Genomic DNA, 15,048 nt, shown 5'->3' on the forward strand with positions numbered 1-15,048 from the left:
CTCGCGGCCTCCCGCCACTTCGGGATGACCGAGCTCACCGTCCTGCTCGACGTCATCGCCGACCGGGTGCTCAACCCCGACACTCCCCCGCTCGTCCACGGCGAGCCCGACCGCATCGCGCACGCCGTCATGGAGGTGCTGCGCCGCGACCGGGTGCCGCTGAGCGTCCTGGAGCCGTGGGTCGTCCGGCTCGAGCAGGGCGCCCGGGCCAAGGCCCGTGGCGGCCGCGACCCCTACCGCGCGACGGGCAACGCGCAGGCGGTGCTGCGGGCGCTCTACCTCCAGCTCACCATCTCGCCGCGCCACCCGGCCGTGCGCCCCGACCTGCTGCTGGCCCTGGTCGCCTCGCTGCGCCGGGTGCACCCGTACTTCCTCGACGACGTCGGCTGATCCGGGCCTGCGCAGTGGCTAGGGTGCCCGGGTGACCACCAGCCAGGACACCAGCCAGCTCACCGGCCACGCCGGCGAGATCGCCACCGCCGTCGCGCGCGCCCACGGCGTGGAGACGATGTTCACGCTGTCGGGTGCCCACGTGTTCCCGATGTACGACGGCGCCGTGCGCAGCCAGCAGGCGGCGGAGCAGGACGGCGGCAGGCCGGTCCGGCTGGTCGACGTCCGCCACGAGCAGACCGCCGCCTTCGCCGCCGAGGCGACCGGCAAGCTGACCCGGGTGCCCGGCCTCGCGGTGCTCACCGCCGGGCCCGGCGTGACCAACGGTGTCAGCGCCCTTGCCCAGGCCCGGTTCGCCGGGTCGCCGATGGTCGTCGTCGGCGGCCGCGCGCCCAACAACCGGTGGGGCACCGGCGCGCTCCAGGAGATCGACCACCTGCCGATCGTCGGCCCCGTCACCAAGCACGCCGCGACCCTGATGAGCGCCGACGACGTTGCGGCCGGGTTCGACCTGGCGTTCACGCAGGCGCGCTCGTCCCACCGCGGACCGACCTATGTCGACGTACCGATGGACGAGTTCTTCAACACCGGGTCGGGCCCGATGCCGGCGATCGGCGACTACCGGGGTGCCGAGCCCGACTCCGACGCGGTGGCGCGGATCGCGGGCCTGGTCGCCGCGGCCCAGCGGCCGGTGCTGATCCTCGGCACCGACGTGTGGGCCGACCGGGCGGAGGAGGCCGCGCTGCGGCTGGTCGAGGAGATGCGCCTGCCCGCGATCACCAACGGCATGGGCCGCGGCATCGTGCCCGGCGGTCACCCGCTGCTGGTGACCAAGGCGCGCGGCGCGGCGATCAACGGCGCCGACCTCGTGGTCGTGGTCGGCACGCCCCTGGACTTCCGGCTCGGCTACGGCGTCTTCGGGGGGACGGACGGCAGCGAGCCCGCGGCGGTGGTCCACATCGCCGACTCCCCCGGTCAGATCTCGGGGCACGCGAGCCTCGCCGGCTCGGTCGCCGGTGACCTGACCAGCGTCCTCGACGGCCTCCTGGAGGCCCTGGCGGGCGCGCGGCAGCCCGACCGGACGGCGTGGCTCACCCTCCTGCAGGACACCGTGGCCGCTGCGAGCGCGAAGGACGCCGAGCTGCTGGGTGCCGAGGCCGACCCGATCCACCCCGCGCGGATCTACGGCGAGCTGGTCCCCCGGCTCGCCGACGACGCCGTGGTCATCGGCGACGGCGGCGACTTCGTGTCCTTCGCCGGCAAGTTCGTGGAGCCCCGGCGCCCCGGCTGCTGGCTGGACCCCGGCCCGTACGGATGTCTCGGCGCCGGACTGGGCGCCGCGATCGCGGCGCGCATCGCCCGGCCGTCCGCGCAGGTCGCGCTGCTCCTCGGCGACGGAGCCGCCGGATTCTCCCTGATGGACGTCGACACCCTCGTGCGCCACGACCTGCCGGTCGTGATGGTGATGGGCAACAACTCCGCCTGGGGACTGGAGAAGGGGCCCATGCAGATGCTCTACGGGTACGACGTCGCCGCCGACCTGGCCCCCCGCACGGCGTACGACCAGGTGGTCGCCGCCCTCGGCGGTGCCGGCGAGACCGTCACCGACCCGCGCGAGATCGGTCCCGCGCTGGACCGCGCCTTCGCCGCGAACGCGCCGTACCTCGTCAACGTGATCACCGACGTCGACGCCGCCTACCCGCGCAGCACGTTCGGGATCTGACATGGACGAGGCGAGCCTGCGGTTCACCGTCACCGACGCCGACACGGCGCTGGCCGTCGGCTCCGGAAGCCTGCCGGTGCTCGGCACGCCGCGGCTGCTCGCGTGGTGCGAGGCCGCCACCTGCGCGGCCCTGGAGCCGTCGCTGCAGCCCGGCGAGACCAGCGTGGGCACCCGGGTCGACCTCGAGCACCTCGCGGCCTCCGCGGTCGGCGGGACCGTCGAGGTCACCGCACGCACGGTGTACGCCGACGGCCGCCTCCGCCGGTTCGCGGTCTCCGCCCGCGAGGTGGGCGCCGAGGATCGGCCGGGCCGTCTGGTGGGGTCCGGGGAGGTGACCCGGGTGGTGGTCGACGCGGAGCGGTTCCTGGGGCGATTACCGCGCTGACGGGTCGGGCTGAGAGGATGGACCGATCCACGACTTCAGGAGGAACCATGGGCAAGACCGGCCGCAAGCGCCGCGCGCGCCGCAAGAAGGGCGCGAACCACGGCAAGCGCCCCAACAGCTGAGCGCACGCACCGACGAACCCCCGAGCGCGAGCCGGGGGTTCGTGGTTTTTCCGAAGGCCGGTGCGGCCCTCGGCCTCGATCCAGCCCGGCTCAGTGCTCGGTGATCTGGACCTGGATCTGCTGGATCCGGATCCGCACCCGCTCGCGCAGGTCGGCCGGCGCGGTCTCGCCGCACGAGCGTGCGACGACGGCCTTGACCGTGCGCTGGAGGTCGTAGCGCTCCAGACAGGGGCTGCAGGAGTCGATGTGGGCCCGGACGACGGCGCAGTCGCCGGCCTCGAGCTCGTTGTCGATGAGCCGCACGATGCGCTCGAGGAAGTCGGCGCACTCGGCGTTGCTCGGATCGCCCGACACGTGCACGTGCTCGTGAGCGAGGCCCTCGGGGCCGTCGGAGCGCTCGGACATCACTTGCCTCCCTCGAGCGGTGCGTCGCCGCCGGTGCGGACGTAGTCGGAGAGCATGTCGCGCAGCTGACGCCGGCCGCGGTGCAGGCGGGACATGACGGTGCCGATGGGGGTGTCCATGATCTCGGCGATCTCCTTGTAGGCGAAGCCCTCGACGTCGGCGAGGTAGACCGCGAGCCGGAACTCCTCGGGGAGCCGCTGCAGCGCGTCCTTCACCTGGCTGTCGGGGAGATGCTCCAGCGCCTCCATCTCGGCCGACTTCAGGCCGCTCGACGTGTGCGACTCCGCACGCGCGAGCTGCCAGTCCTCGACGTCCCCCGTGTCGCCGGCGAGCGCCTGCTGCGGCTGGCGCTGCTTCTTGCGGTAGGAGTTGATGAAGGTGTTGGTCAGGATCCGGTAGAGCCAGGCCTTGAGGTTGGTGCCGGGCTTGAACTGGTGGAACGCGGAGTACGCCTTGGCGAAGGTCTCCTGGACCAGGTCCTCGGCGTCGGTGGGATTGCGGGTCATCCGCATCGCGGCGCCGTACAGCTGGTCCAGGAACGGCAGGGCGTCACGCTCGAAGCGCGCAGCCCGCTCTTCGGGGGTCTCCGTGGCGACGTCGACACTCTCCTCGGTGGAGGCGTCGGCGTCGAGGGACGGAAGATCGGAAGTCTCGGTCATCGCGTCCCAGCCTACGGTGCCCGACACCGTCGGGCGTTCCAGCGTCGCGATCATGGAGGCCGAACGCCTCAGGCGCCGGTGACATTCCCGATGACGTTCCCGGTGACCTCGCGCACGATCCACTCCAGCGTCGACTCCACGACGATGCCCATCGCCTCGTCCTCGCTGAGCGCTCCGCGCTTGGGCACGGCGAGGCCGTGGTCCGCGCCGGGCACGACGGCGAGATCCGTGCGACCGGGCAGCGGGTCGGGGAACTCCTCGGGCCGCCCGAACGGGTCCCGCTCCCCCTGGATCACCAGGGTCGGCACGCCGGCGCCGGCCAGCTCGTCGAGCCGGGAGCGCTCCGGCCGGCCCGGCGGGTGCAGCGGGAAGGACAGCGCCAGGCAGCCGGCCGCGCCCAGCTCCTGGGCGGTCCGGCAGGCCGAGCGGGCTCCGGCGGAGCGGCCGCCGACGACCAGCGGCGTGCGCACGCGCAGCGCCGCGGCGGCGGCACGCAGGGCGACGTCGAGAGTGGCCGGCGCGCCGGCGACCTTGCGTCCCGCCCGCCGCCACGGCTGCTCGAAGCGGGCGACGCTGATGCCCTGCCCCGGGAGCTGGGCGGCGAGCGCCACGAGGTCGCGGGCCTCGATCCCGCCGCCCGCGCCGTGGCTGACGAGCAGGGTCGCCAGCGGACGGCGCGCCCGGCGGATCACGAGCCGACCCTCGCCGTACTCCGTCGCGACGATGCGCTCGCTCGACGCGCTCACAGCAGCGTCCCCTGGCCGTCGTCCGGATCCGCGTCCGGGCCGTCGTCCTGGAGCGGGATCGGCTCCACCAGCTCGGGGCCGTTGTTGGCGACGTTGCCGACGGCGGTGGAGACGGGGTACGCCGTGAGGCCGGTCTGCTGCGCGGGCCGGAGGAGCTGGAGCAGACCGGGCAGGTGGTCGGCGGGCGTGCGCGGGTCGAGCCACTCGTGGCGCCGCTCCGGCTCGACGAGCAGCGGCATGCGGTCGTGGATGCGGCCGAGGTCGTCGGTGGCCTCGGTGGTGAGGACGGTGCAGGTCCAGCGGAACCGGTCCTCGGCGTCCTCCGGCCTCGAGGGGTCGCGCCAGATCTCGTAGAGGCCCGCCATCGCCAGGCTCGACCCGTCGCCGGAGGTGATGAAGAACGGCTGCTTGCGGGGCTTGCCCTTCGCGGTGCGCTGCTGGGTCTCGTACCACTCGAAGTAGCCGTCGGCCGGGACGATGCAGCGTCGCGCGGCGAACGCCTTGCGGAAGGCGGGCTTCTCGGCGACGGTCTCCATCCGCGCGTTGATCATCCGGCTGCCGATGCTCGCGTCCTTGGCCCACGACGGCACCAGGCCCCACCGCACCGAGCGCAGCTGGCGGACCGGATCGCCGCGGCGCTCGCCGTCGGCGTCCTTCGCGACCCGCTCCATGACGGCGTAGACCTCGTCGGTCGGCGCGACGTTCCACGACGGCGCGATCGCGCGCTCCAGGCGCGGGTCGAGCACCTCGAACTCCTCGGCCAGGTCCTCCGGGCTCCGGCTGGAGGCATAGCGCCCGCACATGCCGCCAATCTAGCGGCCGATCCAGACGAGCCGCCGTCGACGGTCTGGCCGAACCGGGTCCGGGTACCACTCGGCCATGGCACTGAGCAGACTGATCGCCCGACCGCTGCTGGCGTCGTACTTCCTCGCCAACGGCGCCCAGGACCTCAAGGACGCCCCCGCGCTCGCGAGCCAGGCATCGCCCGTGACCGAGGCCGTCGCCCCGATCCTCGACAACGCGACGCCGCCGAGCGTGTCCGTGCCGCGGGACCCGGTGCTGTGGGTGCGTGCCAGCGGCGCCGTGCAGGTCGCCGCCGGGCTGGCGCTGGCGACCGGCCACTTCCCTCGGCTCTCCTCGGCTCTCCTCGGCGCGACGCTCGTGCCGTCCACGGCGGCGCGGTACCGGTTCTGGGAGGCCACCGACAAGGAGCAGCGGCGCGAGCAGCTGACCCACTTCCTGAAGAACACCGCCCTGGCCGGCGGCCTGCTGATCGCCTCCCTCGACACCGCGGGGAAGCCGGGCCTGGCCTGGCGCACGAAGCACGCCACCCACGACGCGCGCCGCGAGGCGGCACTGATGGGCGCGAAGGTGAAGGCCGCGGTCGCTCACTAGACTCGGGCGGGAGATGACGACACCCGCCCCGCACGCCGACCCCTGGCCCGCGCCCACCACGACCGGACCCCTCGACGCGACCGTCACCCTTCCCGGCAGCAAGTCGCTCACCAACCGGGCACTCGTGCTCGCGGCCCTCGCCGACGGGCCCTCCGTCGTACGCCGGGCGCTGCGCTCGCGCGACACGCTGCTGATGGCGCGCGCCCTCGGCGCGCTGGGCGCGTCGGTCGACACGTCCGGCGACGACTGGCGGGTGGTGCCGCTCGACGGCGGCGTGCCGGGCGAGCGGGCGACGGTCGACTGCGGCCTGGCCGGCACGGTGATGCGGTTCGTCCCGCCGGCCGCGGGGTTGGTGCGGGGACGCGTCGACTTCGACGGCGACGAGCACATGCGCAAGCGGCCGGTCGGGGAGATCCTCGCGGCGCTGCGGGCCCTCGGCATGGCGGTCGACGACAGCGACGGCGCGTTGCCGTTCACCGTGCACGGGACCGGATCGGTGCCCGGCGGCACCGTCGTGATCGACGCGTCGGCGTCCTCGCAGTTCGTCTCCGCGCTCCTGCTCGCCGGCGCTCGCTTCGAGGCCGGCGTCGACGTGCGCCACGACGGGAAGCCGATCCCCTCGCTCCCCCACATCGAGATGACGATCGCGATGCTCCGCGACCGGGGCGTGGCGGTCGACGACTCCGACGCGAACCGCTGGGCCGTGACGCCGGGGCCGATCGCGGCGTACCACGAGGCGATCGAGCCCGATCTCTCCAACGCCGCGCCCTTCCTGGCGCTCGCCGCCGTCTCCGGCGGCACCGTCACGGTGCGCGACTGGCCGGCATCGACCACGCAGGCCGGCGACGCGCTGCGCGACCTGCTCGCCCGGATGGGATGCGTGGTCGCCCGGACGACCGAGGGGCTGCGGGTGACCGGGCCCTCGGGCGGCTGGCGCGGACTGCAGGGTCTCGACGCCGACCTGCACGACGTCGGCGAGCTGGCCCCCGCCGTCGCCGCGCTGTGCGCGCTCGCGCAGACCCCGTCGCACCTCACCGGCATCGCCCACATCCGCGGTCACGAGACCGACCGGCTCGCCGCCCTCGCCACCGAGCTCGGCGCGCTCGGCGCCGATGTCGACGAGCACCCCGACGGGCTCACCCTGCGCCCGGCCACGCTGACGGGCGGCGTGTTCCACACCTACGCCGACCACCGGATGGCGCACGCGGGCGTGATCGTCGGAGCCGCCGTGCCCGGCGTCCTCGTCGAGAACGTCGCGACCACCAGCAAGACCTTCCCCGACTTCGCCGGCTTCTGGTCCGGGCTGTTCTGAGGCCCTGATCCGATGCCCCGGTACGACGAGCACGACGTCGAGCACTACGACCGACCGCGCCGTCGCACCCGCCCCCGCACCAAGGAGCGCCCCGCCCACGAGGACGCCGTCGAGGGTCTCGTCGTCACCGTCGACCGCGGCCGGTTCACGCTGCTCGTCGAGGGCCGCACGGTGCTGGCCATGAAGGCCCGGCCGCTGGGTCGCAAGGGCGTCGTGGTGGGCGACCGCGTGCGGGTGGTCGGCGACGTGTCCGGCGCCAAGGGCTCGCTCGCCCGGATCGTGGAGGTCCTCGAGCGCACCAGCACGCTGCGGCGTACCGCCGACGACGACGACCCGGTCGAGCGGGTCATCGTCGCCAACGTGACCCAGCTCGTCGTCGTCACCGCCCTCGCCGACCCGGAGCCGCGGCCGCGGTGGATCGACCGGGCCCTGGTGGCGGCGTACGACGGCGGCATGGCCCCGCTGCTGTGCCTCACCAAGGCCGACCTCGAGGACCCCGAGACCCTGCTCTCGACCTACCGCTCGCTCGGCGTGCCGTGGGAGGTGACCCGCCGGGCGCCCGACCGCACCATCATCGGCCTGGACGCCCTCCACGACCGGCTCCGAGGGGAGGTCAGCGTGCTCATCGGGCACAGCGGCGTCGGCAAGTCGACGCTCGTGAACGCGCTGGTGCCCGACGCCCGCCGCGAGACCGGCCACGTCAACGCCGTGACCGGTCAGGGACGCCACACCTCCACGTCGGCGCTGATGCTGCCCCTGGCGGGCGGTGACGGCTGGATCATCGACACCCCGGGCATCCGGTCCTTCGGCCTGGCGCACGTGCAGCCCGAGCACCTGATCGAGGCCTTCCCCGACCTCGACGAGATGACCGAGGAGTGCCCGCGCGGCTGCACCCACGGGGTCGACGAGCCGGAGTGCGGGCTCGACGAGGCGGTCGCCTCCGGCCATGCCGACCCGGAGCGGGTGGCCTCCTTCCGGCGGCTGCTCGCCGCGCGCTCGGTGACCGACTACTGACGGTTGCGTTGCCGCCTTCTCCCGGTCGAGTTGCCGCTTTCTCCCGGTCGAGTTGCCGGGCAGTCGACGTACGTCGGCCGCGCGGCTCCGAGGGGGTCGACGCGACGATGAGCTTCCGGCAACTCAACGCTGGGTCTGCGGCAACTCGAGGGCGAGGAAGTGGCAACTCAACGGTGAGGTTCCGGCAAGTCAACGGTCAGCCGTCGATCCTCCAGGTGGCCTGGGCACCGGCGTCGCCGGTGAGGAAGACCAGGACGAGGGTGGCGAGGGCGGCCAGGACGGTGAGGGCGGTCAGCGCAGTGCGGACGGCGCCGGTGCGGGAGTGGAGCCAGGCGGCGGCGAAGGCGAGGACCGCGAAGGCCGTGACGCCGATGCGCAGCCGCTCGGCCCAGTCCGCGTGGGTCCGGAGCCGCTCGGCGAAGGGACCGGTGGCCGCGCCGAAGCGGTCGGCCATCAGGTCCTCGCCGGACAGGTAGGCCACCCAGACGCTGACGACCGACACCGCGGCGAGCACCACGAGCGGCCAGCGGAGGCGGTCGCGCCACGACGGCACGGCGTACCCGAGGGCGGCGAGCGCGGCGAGCGGCGTGAAGACCACCGCGGCGTGCACGACGAGGGGATGGAGGGGGACGCCGTTGAGCTCCATGGTTGAATCCTGCACCACGTCCGGTCGACCGGACCACACCCGCCCGGCGCGGCGCACTAGGGTGCCCCTGTGGCAGACCCCGACTACACCGACGACCTGCGCCTGGCGCACCTGCTCGCCGACGACGCGGACTCGCTCACCCAGGCCCGGTTCCGCGCGCTCGACCTGCACGTGATGAGCAAGCCGGACCTGACCCCGGTGACCGACGCCGACCAGGCCGTCGAGGAGTCGATCCGACGCACCCTGTCCCGCGCGCGCAGCCGCGACGCGGTCACCGGCGAGGAGCAGGGCACGTCCGGGCACTCCCAGCGCCGCTGGATCATCGACCCGATCGACGGCACCAAGAACTTCGTCCGCGGCGTGCCCGTGTGGGCGACCCTGATCTCGCTCGCCGTCGACGACGAGGTGGTCCTCGGCGTGGTGTCCGCGCCCGCCCTCCAGCGGCGCTGGTGGGCCTCGGCCGGCCAGGGCGCGTGGACCGGCCGGTCGCTGATGAAGGCGGCCGAGTGCCGGGTCTCCGACGTACGACGCCTGGAGGACGCGTCCTTCTCCTACTCCTCGATCAGCGGGTGGGAGGACCGCGGCCTGGGCGAGGACGTCCTCGCGCTGATGCGCCGGGTGTGGCGGACCCGGGCGTACGGCGACTTCTGGTCCTACATGCTCCTCGCCGAGGGGGCCGTCGACGTGGCGGCCGAGCCCGAGCTCGAGGTCTACGACATGGCGGCGCTCGACATCATCGTGCGCGAGGCGGGCGGACGGTTCACCTCCCTGGACGGCCGCGACGGCCCGTGGGGCGGCAACGCGCTGGCCAGCAACGGGCATCTGCACGAGGCCGCGCTGTCGTTCCTCGGCAGCGTCACCGGCACCGACGACGACCCGGACTGGCCCCGCACCGGGCCGGGCAGCGTGTCGGACCTGCGGTCCCACCGGCACCGCCTGTCGGACGAGGGCAGTGACGGCGGGGACCGCGACCAGTAACCTGCGTCACATGCGCATCGCTGACGTGCTCCGTTCGAAGTCGCTCCACGCCGTGGTCACCATCGCTCCCGAGGCCGGGGTCCGCGAGCTGCTCGCGGTGCTCTCCGAGCACAACATCGGGGCCGTGGTGGTGAGCACGGACGGCACCTCGCTCGACGGGATCGTCTCCGAGCGCGACGTCGTACGCCGCCTCCACAGCGACGGCACGGTCATCAACAACGTGGTCTCGGCGATCATGACCACCGACGTCAGCACCTGCTCCCCCGACGACGAGCTCGACGCGGTGCTCCAGCTGATGACCGAGCGCCGCTTCCGCCACATCCCCGCCGTCGAGGGCGAGCGCGTCGTCGGGATCGTCAGCATCGGCGACCTGGTCAAGCACAAGATCGACCAACTGCAGTTCGAGCGGGACCAGCTCGACTCGTACGTGCACCAGAGCTGACGCGGCCGGCTGGGTTCCGGCAGCGGCTCGCCGGGGTTTCGAGGCTCGGCCGCGGGCGGCCTCGCACCTCGACCAGCGGTTGTCAGCGGCGGAAGAGGCCGCCGATCCGGTCGCCCGCGCTGCGCACCGCCGAGCGCGCCCGCACCACCGGGCCGAGGCCGGCGAGCCACCGCCCGGCGCGCCGCACACGGCGTCCGGTGGCCGAGCGGACCCGCTCGACACCGGCCCGCCACGGGACAGAGGCGAGCGAGAACCGCGCCCGCAGCCGGCGCCACCACGGCGTGGACCGGCGGATGCGGCGCAGCGCGGTCTCCACGTCGGCCCAGTAGGCGCTGGCCTCGTCGATGCTCGGCTCCCCGTCGCCGTAGACGTGGCGGTCGGCGGTGTGGGCCAGCGCCACGACCGTGACGGCGGAGTCCTGGGGATACCTCTCCGCGACGGCGTAGGCGCTCTCCCTGCGGGTGGCGCCCGGCGCCGGTCGGACACCGAGGTCGCGCACCCGGTCGGCGAGCTCGTGCCAGGCCCCGGTCAGCCGCAGCGTCGCGTCGCTGACGCGGCGCCGACGCCGGCGGCGCAGGAACTTGAACAGCAGCACGCCCCAGAGCGGTGAGAGGAGCAGGGCGACCTTGGCGACGTCGAGCACGACGCCGAGGATGGTGCCGAGGACGGCCAGGACGTCGAGCTCCTTGCGCTTCCCGTCACCCTGCTGGAGGTTGTCGCTGGCCTCCTTGGGCTCTCCCGGCACGCGCGGGGGCTGCAGCACCTGCGGCTGCGGGTCCTCGTCCGGCGTGTCGTTGGGCTTGCGGAGCTTCTGGTCCTCCGGCGGCGTCGGGTCGAACGGCACCCAGCCGGCTCCGGCGAGCTTCACCTCGGTCCAGGCGGTGACGTTCTCGCCCCGGACGTCTCCCCCGCCCGGCGGGACCTTGAAGCCCATGACCACCCGGATGGGCAGGCCCATCCGCTGGCCGATCAGCGCCATCGCGGCGGCGTACTGCTCCGCGTTGCCGACCGGCGTCGGGGTCTTGGAGAGCTCGGCCAGGCGGCTGGCGCCGTGCCCGGCCGGGACGTCGTCGTCGATACCGTCGGTGTAGAAGCCGTGCTCGCGGAAGGCGTCGCGCAGGAACTGTGCCAGCAGCCCGCCCGAACCGCCGTTGAACCCGTCCTCGACCTGCCAGCGCTGCACGCGGTCGACCAGCTCCTCCGGCACGACCGCGGGCGCCGGCAGGGTGACGGAGGCGTCGCCCTGGAGGAGGGAGATCTCCTCCTCGACCAGGGGCACCGGGGTGACCGCCTCGACCTCGAAGGTGGTGCCCGGCTCGACACCGCCGATCTGCGCGATCGTCCCGGTCTCGCGGTTGATGACCAGCTCCCCGGCGGCCTCGCCGTCGGCGCGGCCGTCCTTGATCGGTGTCATCGCGAGGGTCTCTCCGACGCTGGGCACCCAGACCCCCGTGTAGCCGGTGACCGTGATCTCGCCCCGCACCGTCGCCTTCGCGTTGGCGTCGGGGTCGTTGCGCAGTCGGCGGAAGGTGCCCGAGTCGTGGACGGCGTCCGGGCCGCCGGAGACGTTCCACACGATCCCGTCGTAGGTGTCCATCACGGCCAGGCGCACCAGCGTGCCGCTCTCGATGCCGTCGACGGAGAACAGCGAGGTCTCCGTGCGCAGCGGCTCCTTCTTGTAGGCCCGGAACTTCGCCAGCGGGCTGGGATAGTCGTGGGGGTCGAACGGCGGGTCGACGTGGTCGCGCAGGACGACGCGGTTGGCGTTCGGGTCGGCCATCGCGCCGAGGCCGATGGCCGCACCGCCGGCCACGCCGACCACCACGAGGGTCGCGAGCACGCGGCGTCCCCACCGCGCGCGCACGTGCCGCAGCGAGCGCCAGCGCAGCCAGACGATCGCGACCAGCGTGACGACCAGGCCGCGGGTCAGCGCCGCCGGAGCGGACACGTCGCCGAAGGCCGCGGACAGGACGAGCACGAGCGCGAGCACCACCCCGGCGAGGCCGGGGTATCGCGAGCGCCACAGCAGGACAGCGGCGACCAGGCCGCCGACCAGCCCGGTGACGAAGGGCACGATCAGCACCACCCCGGTCTCCCCGAGCGGCACCGGCAGGGTCAGCGACTCCCGCCACGAGTGCACGAGGCCGATGACCAGGTCGCGCAGCGAGTCGGCCGTCGGCACCAGCCCGTTGCGGGCCCGGCCGGGCACCGCGACGGCGGAGCCGATGGCGAGATAGGCGACCACGACGCCGAGGGCGGTCAGCCAGGGACCCCACCGCCAGCGGGCGCCGATCCAGGCGACGGCGACGCCGAGCACCAGGCCGACCACGACGGCGAGCAGCCAGCGGCGGCCGGTGTAGACCTGGCCCAGCGGCCAGGAGCACAGCACGCCCAGACCCACGACCAGGACCGCGTCGAGCAGGACGAGCCACCACTGCGGCAGGACGCCGTGTCCGCGGCGCCGGGACGGGACGATCATCACCGGCCCGCTGCGGCTCGCGGCCCGCGAGGGCGGCGCGGCGGGCGGGCCCGTGGGCGGGAGCCGGGTGGGCTGCCCGGTGGGCGGTGACGTCATGCCGACACCCGTCGTACGGCGACGCCGAGCTCCTCGAGCCGGCCGACCGTGGCGACGCCGAGGTCGCCGAGCCAGCGCACCGACGGCTCCTGGCCGACCAGGCAGCGCACCGCGATCACCCGGGTGTCGACGGGGAGGTACTGGCGGGCGCGGCGCAGGTCGGTGATCGAGACGCCCGAGCCGATGCACAGGACCATGACGCTGGCGGCGAGCTCGTCGACGCTCAGGTGGCGCGCGACCTCGACCAGACGCCCGGCCTTCCAGTCGTAGGTCAGGCCGGAGAGGCCGTCGAGGAAGCGCTGCGCGCTCATGGCGGGCAGCGAGCCGTGCGAGGAGACCGCGCTCAGCTGCTGGCCGTCGGCGAGGGCCTGGGTGCCGAGGGAGCCGGCCACGGAGATGGCCAGCTCGAACTCGTCGTCGCTGGCGTAGTCCTCGAGGCGGGAGCTGACCATGGTGAGCAGGTGGGAGCGGCGGGTCTCCTCGAACTGGCGCACCATCAGCGTGCCGGTCTTGGCCGTCGACTTCCAGTGGATGTGGCGCCGGTCGTCGCCGGAGACGTAGGTGCGCAGGGCGTGGAAGGACACGTCGTTGTCGGAGACCTTCGGCACCGTGCGTCCCTCCAGGTCGCGCACCAATCCGGCGGCGGAGCCGTCGACGCGCAGGGTCTTGGGGTGGACGTAGAGCGTGTCCATCTCGCTGAGGTGGCGCTCGCGGCGCAGCAGGCCCAGCGGGTCCGAGCGGACCGCGGTGACGGGGCCGACGTCGAGCACCGCCCGGTGGGCGGTCGGCACGGCGAACAGCTCCTCGTGCTCGGCACCGGGCGCCAGGCCCGGGAGCTCGAAGGCGGCGCGGCCGGCTCCGACCGGGAACTCCACCACCAGCGAGCGCGACCGGCGCCCGCTCGGATTGGCGACGGTGAGGTAGCCGTTGGCCCGCTCGCCGACGATCACGCGGTCGCGGGCGAGGTCGAGGCGGGCCAGCAGCGGGAGCCGGCCGACCACGAAGAGCACCGCGAGGAGCAGCACCACGGCGAGGAAGGCGCCGCCCACGAACAGCTCGCGCCAGTGCAGCATCGGCCCGGCGACGAGGAGGGCGAGGGCCATCAGAGCGACGACCCAGCCGGCGGCCGTGACGGTCTGCGTGACCGGTCGGACCGCGTGGCGCACCCGCCGCGTGCGCTCGGCGACGCCGTCGCGCAGCCGACCGCCCAGCGCCTGACGGCGACGGGACAGGTCGGTGAGCGTGCGGCCGGCGCGGGCTGCCCAGGAGCGAGGACCCCTCATGCGCGGGCAGGCTCCAGGGGGACGGACACGCGCTCGAGCACCCGGCGTACGACGTCCTGGGTCGTCGTACCGCGGAAGTCCTCCTCGGGGTCGAGCACCATGCGGTGCGCCAGCACCGGCACGGCCAGGGACTTCACGTCGTCGGGGACGACATAGCTGCGACCGTAGGACAGTGCCTGGGCGCGGGCGGCCCGCACGAGCGCCAGGCCGGCGCGCACGCTGGTGCCGAGCACGACCTCGGGTGCCTCGCGGGTGCCCTCGGTGAGGCTGGAGACGTACTCGTAGACGGCCGACTCGACGTGGACCTGCTGGGCCAGCCGGATCAGGTGCAGCACGTTGTCGCCGCCGATGATCGGCCGGACCACGGCCGCCGCCTTGCCCTTCGGCGCGTTGGCGAGGATCTGGACGGTGTCCTCGTGGCTGGGGTAGCCGAGCGAGGTCTTGATGAGGAACCGGTCGAGCTGGGCCTCCGGCAGCCGGTAGGTGCCGGCCTGCTCGATCGGGTTCTGGGTCGCGATCACCATGAACGGCTGGCCGACCTTGTGGGTCACCCCGTCGACGGTGACCTGGTTCTCCTCCATGACCTCGAGCAGCGCCGACTGGGTCTTGGGCGAGGCCCGGTTGATCTCGTCGGCCAGGACCACGTTGGAGAAGATCGGCCCCTGGTGGAACTCGAACTGCTGGGAGCGCTGGTCGAAGATCGTCACGCCGGTCACGTCGCTGGGCAGCAGGTCGGGCGTGAACTGGATGCGGTGGTGATCACCCTGGATCGTCTGCGCGATGGCGCGCGCCAGGGAGGTCTTCCCCGTGCCGGGGAAGTCCTCGAGGAGCAGGTGCCCCTCGGCGAGCAGCGCGACGAACGCCAGCCGGACGACCTCGGTCTTGCCGACGATCGCCTGCTCGACGTTGGCGACGAGCTGGGCGAAGGTCTGCGAGAACCACTCGGTCTCTTCGGTGGTGAGCGACATGATGT

At 73.7% G+C, this 15,048-nt stretch carries 17 protein-coding genes; 9 read left to right on the forward strand and 8 right to left on the reverse strand.

Annotated features, from left to right (window positions below; all coding sequences use genetic code 11):
• The 4 genes from FHP29_RS22450 to FHP29_RS23220 form a co-directional block, all read left to right on the forward strand.
• Positions 1-390: DUF2785 domain-containing protein (locus FHP29_RS22450; RefSeq protein WP_240044274.1), on the forward strand; the 390-nt coding region annotated here is incomplete at its 5' end.
• Positions 391-421: 31 nt separating this feature from the next.
• Complete coding sequence (locus FHP29_RS03245) at positions 422-2,113, forward strand: acetolactate synthase (protein ID WP_139621428.1); 1,692 nt, start codon at positions 422-424, stop codon at positions 2,111-2,113.
• 1 nt (position 2,114) lies between these two features.
• A complete protein-coding gene (locus tag FHP29_RS03250) occupies positions 2,115-2,498 on the forward strand; it encodes a thioesterase family protein (RefSeq protein WP_139621429.1) in 384 nt (127 codons plus the stop codon).
• 47 nt (positions 2,499-2,545) lie between these two features.
• Positions 2,546-2,620, forward strand: coding sequence for a 50S ribosomal protein bL37 (locus FHP29_RS23220; protein ID WP_370249596.1), 75 nt, complete (start codon positions 2,546-2,548; stop codon positions 2,618-2,620).
• A gap of 90 nt (positions 2,621-2,710) precedes the next feature.
• Here FHP29_RS23220 and rsrA read toward each other — a convergent pair whose 3' ends face one another.
• Genes rsrA through FHP29_RS03270 form a run of 4 tightly spaced genes read right to left on the reverse strand, consistent with a single transcriptional unit; the run spans position 2,711 to position 5,233 of the window.
• Positions 2,711-3,025 carry a mycothiol system anti-sigma-R factor gene (rsrA, locus tag FHP29_RS03255; RefSeq protein WP_139621430.1) on the reverse strand — a complete coding sequence of 105 codons (315 nt, stop codon included), beginning with the start codon at positions 3,023-3,025 and terminating at the stop codon, positions 2,711-2,713.
• On the reverse strand, positions 3,025-3,738 hold the full coding sequence (locus FHP29_RS03260; RefSeq protein ID WP_139621431.1) for a sigma-70 family RNA polymerase sigma factor: 714 nt from the start codon (positions 3,736-3,738) through the stop codon (positions 3,025-3,027). The genes rsrA and FHP29_RS03260 overlap by 1 nt, the downstream gene beginning before the upstream one ends.
• A 14-nt stretch (positions 3,739-3,752) precedes the next feature.
• Positions 3,753-4,430 (reverse strand): alpha/beta hydrolase family protein, encoded by a 678-nt coding sequence (locus tag FHP29_RS03265; protein ID WP_205013844.1) that lies wholly within the window; start codon positions 4,428-4,430, stop codon positions 3,753-3,755.
• A complete protein-coding gene (locus FHP29_RS03270) occupies positions 4,427-5,233 on the reverse strand; it encodes an SOS response-associated peptidase (RefSeq protein ID WP_139621432.1) in 807 nt (268 codons plus the stop codon). The genes FHP29_RS03265 and FHP29_RS03270 overlap by 4 nt, the downstream gene beginning before the upstream one ends.
• Before the next feature lie 76 nt (positions 5,234-5,309).
• On the opposite strand from FHP29_RS03270, the gene FHP29_RS03275 reads away from it, so the two are divergent.
• From FHP29_RS03275 to rsgA, 3 genes are read left to right on the forward strand one after another with little or no spacing between them, the layout of a single operon-like run.
• Positions 5,310-5,825, forward strand: coding sequence for a DoxX family protein (locus tag FHP29_RS03275; RefSeq protein ID WP_139621433.1), 516 nt, complete (start codon positions 5,310-5,312; stop codon positions 5,823-5,825).
• 13 nt (positions 5,826-5,838) lie between these two features.
• A complete protein-coding gene (gene aroA, locus FHP29_RS03280) occupies positions 5,839-7,137 on the forward strand; it encodes a 3-phosphoshikimate 1-carboxyvinyltransferase (protein WP_139621434.1) in 1,299 nt (432 codons plus the stop codon).
• Between the two features lie 12 nt (positions 7,138-7,149).
• Positions 7,150-8,151: a ribosome small subunit-dependent GTPase A gene (gene rsgA / locus FHP29_RS03285; protein ID WP_139621435.1), complete on the forward strand. Its 1,002-nt coding sequence runs from the start codon at positions 7,150-7,152 to the stop codon at positions 8,149-8,151.
• Between the two features lie 196 nt (positions 8,152-8,347).
• Here the strand turns inward: rsgA and FHP29_RS03290 are convergent, their stop codons facing one another.
• Entirely contained in the window at positions 8,348-8,797 is a 450-nt protein-coding gene (locus FHP29_RS03290; protein ID WP_139621436.1) for a DUF2231 domain-containing protein, read from the reverse strand.
• A gap of 69 nt (positions 8,798-8,866) precedes the next feature.
• On the opposite strand from FHP29_RS03290, the gene hisN reads away from it, so the two are divergent.
• Positions 8,867-9,775 carry a histidinol-phosphatase gene (gene hisN / locus FHP29_RS03295; protein ID WP_139621437.1) on the forward strand — a complete coding sequence of 303 codons (909 nt, stop codon included), beginning with the start codon at positions 8,867-8,869 and terminating at the stop codon, positions 9,773-9,775.
• A gap of 10 nt (positions 9,776-9,785) precedes the next feature.
• Positions 9,786-10,217 carry a CBS domain-containing protein gene (locus FHP29_RS03300; protein ID WP_139621438.1) on the forward strand — a complete coding sequence of 144 codons (432 nt, stop codon included), beginning with the start codon at positions 9,786-9,788 and terminating at the stop codon, positions 10,215-10,217.
• 82 nt (positions 10,218-10,299) lie between these two features.
• Here FHP29_RS03300 and FHP29_RS03305 read toward each other — a convergent pair whose 3' ends face one another.
• From FHP29_RS03305 to FHP29_RS03315, 3 genes are read right to left on the reverse strand one after another with little or no spacing between them, the layout of a single operon-like run.
• Positions 10,300-12,792 carry a transglutaminase-like domain-containing protein gene (locus FHP29_RS03305; RefSeq protein WP_139621439.1) on the reverse strand — a complete coding sequence of 831 codons (2,493 nt, stop codon included), beginning with the start codon at positions 12,790-12,792 and terminating at the stop codon, positions 10,300-10,302.
• A complete protein-coding gene (locus FHP29_RS03310; protein ID WP_139621440.1) occupies positions 12,789-14,075 on the reverse strand; it encodes a DUF58 domain-containing protein in 1,287 nt (428 codons plus the stop codon). The genes FHP29_RS03305 and FHP29_RS03310 overlap by 4 nt, the downstream gene beginning before the upstream one ends.
• The gene (locus tag FHP29_RS03315; protein ID WP_139621441.1) at positions 14,072-15,043 is read right to left on the reverse strand and encodes an AAA family ATPase; all 972 of its coding nucleotides are present in this window, start codon (positions 15,041-15,043) and stop codon (positions 14,072-14,074) included. The genes FHP29_RS03310 and FHP29_RS03315 overlap by 4 nt, the downstream gene beginning before the upstream one ends.
• Between the last annotated feature and the right edge of the window lie 5 nt (positions 15,044-15,048).

The organism is Nocardioides albidus (genome assembly GCF_006335005.1).
GTDB lineage: Bacteria > Actinomycetota > Actinomycetes > Propionibacteriales > Nocardioidaceae > Nocardioides > Nocardioides albidus.